General features: G+C 39.0%; 7 protein-coding genes. All 7 read left to right on the forward strand.

Annotation, left to right across the window (positions count from 1 at the left end; genetic code table 11):
* The coding region (locus AC1DUW_RS18540) for a zinc ribbon domain-containing protein (protein WP_477643160.1) at positions 1-273 on the forward strand (273 nt) is incomplete at its 5' end.
* 142 nt (positions 274-415) lie between these two features.
* On the forward strand, positions 416-619 hold the full coding sequence (locus tag AC1DUW_RS18545; protein WP_053348684.1) for a YuzK family famiily protein: 204 nt from the start codon (positions 416-418) through the stop codon (positions 617-619).
* 450 nt (positions 620-1,069) lie between these two features.
* Positions 1,070-1,855, forward strand: a complete 786-nt coding sequence (sufC, locus tag AC1DUW_RS18550) for a Fe-S cluster assembly ATPase SufC (RefSeq protein ID WP_053348686.1) — start codon at positions 1,070-1,072, stop codon at positions 1,853-1,855.
* Positions 1,856-1,870: 15 nt separating this feature from the next.
* Complete coding sequence (gene sufD / locus AC1DUW_RS18555) at positions 1,871-3,172, forward strand: Fe-S cluster assembly protein SufD (protein WP_053348687.1); 1,302 nt, start codon at positions 1,871-1,873, stop codon at positions 3,170-3,172.
* Complete coding sequence (locus AC1DUW_RS18560) at positions 3,172-4,401, forward strand: cysteine desulfurase (RefSeq protein ID WP_053348688.1); 1,230 nt, start codon at positions 3,172-3,174, stop codon at positions 4,399-4,401. The genes sufD and AC1DUW_RS18560 overlap by 1 nt, the downstream gene beginning before the upstream one ends.
* Positions 4,391-4,819, forward strand: a complete 429-nt coding sequence (gene sufU / locus AC1DUW_RS18565) for a Fe-S cluster assembly sulfur transfer protein SufU (RefSeq protein WP_053348689.1) — start codon at positions 4,391-4,393, stop codon at positions 4,817-4,819. Before AC1DUW_RS18560 ends, sufU begins: the two co-directional genes overlap by 11 nt.
* Positions 4,820-4,875: 56 nt before the next feature.
* Complete coding sequence (gene sufB, locus AC1DUW_RS18570; RefSeq protein WP_053348690.1) at positions 4,876-6,273, forward strand: Fe-S cluster assembly protein SufB; 1,398 nt, start codon at positions 4,876-4,878, stop codon at positions 6,271-6,273.
* The last annotated feature ends 222 nt before the right edge of the window (positions 6,274-6,495 follow it).

The raw sequence follows: 6,495 nt of genomic DNA on the forward strand, positions 1-6,495 counted from the left end.
ATTAGTGAAGTATCTTGGCACCAATTCAAAAAAATGTTGGAATACAAAGCAAAATGGTATGGTAAACAAATCGTGACCGTATCTAAAACGTTTGCTTCTAGCCAATTGTGTTCTAGCTGCGGTTACCAAAATAAAGACGTTAAACATCTGAATCTTCGTGAATGGGATTGCCCTTTTTGTTCTACTCACCACGATCGAGATATTAACGCAGGACTCAATCTAATGAATGAAGCCATTAGGCTTCTAACCGTAGGAACTACGGGAGTAGCCTAATTAAAAATTGGCCGATAGGCTAATGTTCTTAGGAATCCCCCACTTCAATCAGACCGTAAGGTCGATAAGTGGTGGGTAGTTCAAGTTTAAAGATGAAAACTAAGGGTATAGAATTAATAGAGTAATAAAGTGATTCACAAATTTGAAAGGATGGTTCACTATCAATACTTTAGATTTAAATGTAACAAGCGAAATGGAAAAAGCGATGCAGTTATCACATGGGATTGGCTATAATGAGTACAGCAGAAATTTAGACCTCCGTATCGAGGTTGAGAAAGAACGAGATAAGGAACATGAAAAGTGCAACAAAATGGTCATTGACCTACAACGTAAAATTCACGGTTAAGCATATAAAAGAGTCTTTAAAAGATCGGTCTGTAGAGGTAAAATGATAAGTGGTCTAGAAAATAAGGGTTTCCTTATTAGATTAACTTACATAACACCTAGCAGACCTTTTTTTCTTTAACAAAGGTAATACGTACCTTCCAATTAAGGTTTTTTAGACATATATTAATAAGAACGAAGGTTTGTTGAATAATAAGTTTTAAATAAGAAAAGCTAAAATAAGGCTCTATTTGCTGTAAATAGCCTATAACAGTGGGATTTGTAACAATAGGACAGGTTTTCATCATGAAAGAAGTGGAAACCCCTATCTATATTAGTTGATTCCAAATTGGATTTGTTATAAAATTGGAATGAGAATAAAGTGAGAATGCTTTTATGAAAAATAAATAGTAAAGAAAGTAGTTTTTACTTTCTGGTAATAAAATAGGAATTAGTTCACGGAGGTATTATTATGTCAGCTTCTACATTAACGGTTAAAGATCTTCACGTATCAATTGAGGGTAAAGAGATTTTAAAAGGGGTTAACCTTGAAGTAAAAGGCGGAGAAATCCATGCAATCATGGGACCAAATGGAACTGGTAAATCCACTTTATCTTCAGCAATTATGGGTCACCCTAAATATGAAGTAACAAGCGGCAGCATCACATTCGATGGTGAAGACGTATTGGAAATGGAAGTTGACGAGCGCGCACGTGTTGGTCTTTTCCTTGCTATGCAATATCCAAGCGAAATCAGTGGTGTTACAAATGCTGACTTCTTACGTTCTTCTATCAATGCACGTCGTGAAGAAGGCGATGAAATTTCATTGATGAAATTCATCCGTAAAATGGACGAAAAAATGGCTTTCCTTGAAATGGATGAAGATATGGCGCAACGTTATTTAAATGAAGGATTCTCCGGTGGAGAGAAAAAACGTAACGAGATTCTTCAATTAATGATGATTCAGCCAAAAATCGCTATTTTAGATGAAATTGACTCTGGGCTAGATATCGATGCTCTTAAAGTCGTTTCAAAAGGAATCAACGAAATGCGCGGAGAAGACTTTGGATGTTTAATCATCACTCACTACCAACGTCTATTAAATTACATCACTCCTGATTACGTACATGTAATGATGCAAGGCCGTGTTGTAAAATCAGGCGGGCCTGAACTAGCTGCACGTTTAGAAGCAGAAGGTTATGATTGGATCAAACAAGAATTAGGCATTGAAGACGAAACTGTTGGCGAAGAAGCGTAAGTAGGAGGATTTGCAATGACTACAGAAACGAAATTACCGTTTGAACAAGAGGACATAAGCTCTTATTCAACTAAAAATAATGAGCCAGCTTGGCTATCTGAGCTTCGAATTCAAGCGTTTTCTGAATTAGAAAAGCTCCCAATGCCAAAGCCGGATAAAACAAAAATCGATAAATGGAACTTTACTTCTTTCAAGACTCATACAGTTGAAAGTGAAACTTTTACCTCTTTAGATGAGCTTCCGGAAGAAATTAAATCCATCATTGAAGGAAATGAAAACTTATACATTCAACGCAATAATACGCCGGCACATATTAATTTGTCAGCAAAAATAAAAGAACAAGGCGTTATTTTCACTGATATTTTTACAGCGGCTCGTGACCATGCTGAGCTCGTACAAAAATATTTCATGAAGGACGGAGTTAAAATAGATGAGCACCGTTTAACAGCATTACATGCTGCATTAGTTAACGGTGGTGCATTCCTTTATGTTCCAAAAAATGTAGAGATCAAAGATCCAATTCAAGCAGTATTTTTGTTGGATAACCCTGAAACTACACTTTTCAACCATGTTTTAATCGTGGCAGAAGATAATAGCTCTGTAACATATGTAGAGAACTACTTCTCAAGCGTTGAGTCTAACGAAGGTATTGCTAACATCGTAACTGAAGTATTTGCAAATGCGAATGCTAAAGTGGAATATGGAGCAGTTGATACCCTTTCGAAAGGTTTTACGACATATGTTAACCGCCGTGGAGTAGCAGCACGTGACGCTCGTATTGAGTGGGCACTTGGCCTAATGAACGATGGAAATACGATTTCAGATAACACAACATATCTAATGGGCGATGGCTCTCACGGTGATACTAAAACCGTTGTAGTCGGCCGCGGGGAACAAAAACAAAACTTTACGACAGCCATTATTCATTATGGCAAACGCTCTGAGGGCTATATCCTTAAGCACGGTGTTATGAAAGACGGAGCATCCTCCATTTTTAATGGAATTGGGAAAATTGAGTATGGTGCTACAAAGGCCAATGCTGAACAAGAATCACGCGTACTGATGTTAAGTGAAAAAGCACGCGGAGACGCCAATCCAATCCTTTTAATTGATGAAGATGATGTAACGGCTGGGCATGCCGCTTCTGTCGGACGTGTTGACCCGCTTCAACTTTATTATTTAATGAGTCGTGGTATTACTAAAAAAGAAGCAGAAAGACTTGTCATTCACGGATTCTTGGCCCCTGTTGTTAACCAGCTTCCAATTGAAGGAGTTAAAAAACAATTAGTAGCGGTCATTGAAAGGAAAGTACAGTAATGAACCCATACGAAATTCGTAAGCTTTTTCCGATATTAGATCAAGAAGTCAATGGTCAGCCATTAGTTTATTTAGATAGTGCTGCAACCTCTCAAAAACCGGCTGCAGTGATTGAAGCGATTGAGCAATATTACCGCGGATACAACTCGAATGTTCACCGCGGGGTGCATACACTTGGAACAAAAGCTACGGATGCGTATGAAGGTGCACGTGAAAAGGTGCGTAAATTCATTAATGCTTCTTCTACAGAAGAAATCATTTTTACAAGAGGAACAACAACTTCTTTAAATACTGTAGCAAGAAGTTACGGTGGAGCAAATGTAAAAGAGGGCGACGAAATTGTTATCTCTTACATGGAGCATCACAGTAATATTATTCCGTGGCAGCAGTTGGCTAAAGAAAAAGGTGCTGTACTGAAATATATTCCGCTTCAAAAGGATGGAACGATTTCCCTTGATGATGTGAGGGCTACAATTACAGATGCAACGAAAATCGTTTCCATTATGCAGGTTTCCAATGTGCTTGGTGTTATCAACCCTGTGAAGGAAATCGCAAAAATTGCTCACGAACACCATGCTGTCATGGTTGTGGATGGGGCACAAAGCACGCCGCATTTAAAAGTGGATGTTCGTGATTTGGATTGTGATTTCTTTGCCTTCTCAGGTCATAAAATGGTCGGTCCAACAGGTATCGGCGTATTATATGGTAAAAAAGAACTTCTTGAAAAAATGGAGCCGATTGAATTTGGCGGAGAGATGATTGATTTTGTAGGTTTGTATGAGTCTACATGGAAAGAACTCCCGTGGAAATTCGAAGGCGGTACCCCAATCATTGCCGGCGCAGTTGGCCTTGGGGCTGCAATTGATTTCTTAGAAGAAATCGGCTTGGATAATATTGAACGGCATGAACATAAACTTGCAGCTTATGCAATGGAGAAAATGTCTGCAGTTGAAGGGCTGACTATTTACGGTCCTAAAGATGCAGAAAAGCGTGCGGGTGTAATAACCTTTAATATTAATGACGTTCATCCACATGACGTCGCTACCGTTCTTGATGCAGATGGAATTGCTGTCCGTGCCGGTCATCACTGCGCACAGCCATTAATGAAATGGCTTGACGTATCATCGACAGCAAGAGCAAGTTTCTATCTCTACAACACGGAAGAAGATATTGATAAGCTTGTGTCCGGGCTTGTTAAAACGAAGGAGTATTTCAGTAATGTCTTTTGATAACTTAGATACACTTTACCGTCAAGTCATTATGGATCATTATAAGAAACCACGTAATAAGGGTATGCTAGAAGATGGTAGCATGACAATCGATATGAATAATCCAACTTGCGGCGATCGGATTCGTTTAACGATGAAGATTGAAGATGGCAAAGTCAGCGATGTTAAATTCGATGGTGATGGTTGTTCAATATCCATGAGTTCAGCTTCTATGATGACTCAAGCCATTAAGGGCAAAGACGTTGATACCGCTCTAGCAATGTCCCAGACTTTTTCCTTAATGATACAAGGAAAAGAATATGATGATGAGATTGACCTTGGGGATATTGAAGCCCTTCAAGGCGTTTCGAAATTCCCAGCCCGTATCAAGTGTGCAACTCTAGCTTGGAAAGCCATGGAAAAGGGATTAAAGGAATAAATTAATTAAAATGAGCTGTTGTAGATTCAGCCATTTGAAATGGAGGAATACGAGCTATGGCTAAGAAAATGCCTGAAATTGGTGATTATAAATATGGCTTTGCGGATAAAGATGTTTCCATCTTCCGTTCAAAGCGTGGTCTGACAAAAGAAATCGTGGAAGAAATTTCTCGAATGAAGGATGAACCTCAATGGATGCTTGATTTCCGTTTGAAATCATTGGAGCATTTTTACAATATGCCAATGCCTCAATGGGGCGGCGACATGCAAAGCTTGAACTTTGATGAAATCACATACTATGTTAAACCATCAGAGAAATCAGAGAAATCTTGGGATGAAGTACCTGACGAAATCAAACAAACTTTTGATAAATTAGGAATTCCTGAGGCAGAACAAAAATATTTAGCAGGTGTTTCTGCTCAATATGAATCCGAAGTAGTTTACCACAGCATGAAAGTAGAATTAGAAGATTTGGGTATCGTGTTTAAAGATACGGACTCTGCACTTCGTGAAAATGAAGATATCTTCCGTGAGCATTTCGGTAAAACAATCCCGCCTACTGATAATAAGTTTTCGGCATTGAATTCAGCTGTATGGTCAGGCGGATCTTTCATCTATGTACCAAAAGGTGTTAAAGTAGATACTCCGCTTCAAGCATATTTCCGAATCAACTCTGAAAACATGGGTCAATTCGAACGTACGCTAATCATTGTGGATGAAGGAGCATCTGTTCACTATGTAGAAGGTTGTACAGCACCTGTTTATACAACTAACTCTCTTCATAGTGCAGTTGTTGAAATCATCATTAAAAAAGATGCTTACTGCCGTTACACAACGATTCAAAACTGGGCAAACAACGTGTTTAACCTGGTTACGAAACGTGCGGTTTGTGATGCAAATGCAACAATGGAGTGGATTGATGGAAACATTGGTTCTAAATTGACAATGAAATATCCTGCTGTCATCTTAAAAGGTGAAGGTGCTCGTGGTATGACATTATCTATTGCTATTGCTGGAAAAGGCCAACACCAAGATGCTGGAGCAAAAATGATTCATCTTGCGCCAAATACATCTTCAACTATTGTATCAAAATCAATTTCTAAACAAGGCGGAAAAGTAACATACCGTGGTATCGTTCACTTTGGACGTAAAGCGGATGGAGCTCGTTCTAACATTGAGTGTGATACATTAATCATGGATAATCAGTCTACATCTGATACAATCCCTTACAATGAAATCCTGAATGACAACATTTCTCTTGAACATGAAGCGAAGGTATCCAAAGTATCAGAAGAGCAATTGTTCTACCTGATGAGCCGCGGAATCTCCGAGCAAGAAGCAACAGAAATGATCGTTATGGGCTTCATCGAACCATTTACAAAAGAACTTCCAATGGAATATGCGGTTGAAATGAACCGTCTGATCAAGTTCGAAATGGAAGGCTCAATCGGATAATAACCGACTAATTTGCCTGTAGTGCATTTTAGAATAACCGATTCATATAAAAAGCCTGCCAGGTAGATCCGGCAGGCTTTTTCTTTTGGGAAATAATTCGGGAAATGGGGTCTGACCCCTAAAAGGAGTGGTGCAGATGATTTATGTTGGGGTGACTGGTTGGGGTGATCATGATAGTTTGTATCGTGACGGGGTGTCCCAACGTGATAAGCTGAAAGAGTA

It is taken from the genome of Peribacillus sp. P4_C12 (assembly GCF_056402095.1).

What these genes read in the sequence shown, in the direction of transcription:
- sufC (WP_053348686.1), top strand. Translation starts at nt 1,070, where the DNA reads ATGTCAGCTTCTACATTAACGGTTAAAGATCTTCACGTATCAATTGAG.
- sufD (WP_053348687.1), top strand. Translation starts at nt 1,871, where the DNA reads ATGACTACAGAAACGAAATTACCGTTTGAACAAGAGGACATAAGCTCT.
- AC1DUW_RS18560 (WP_053348688.1), top strand. Translation starts at nt 3,172, where the DNA reads ATGAACCCATACGAAATTCGTAAGCTTTTTCCGATATTAGATCAAGAA.
- sufU (WP_053348689.1), top strand. Translation starts at nt 4,391, where the DNA reads ATGTCTTTTGATAACTTAGATACACTTTACCGTCAAGTCATTATGGAT.
- sufB (WP_053348690.1), top strand. Translation starts at nt 4,876, where the DNA reads ATGGCTAAGAAAATGCCTGAAATTGGTGATTATAAATATGGCTTTGCG.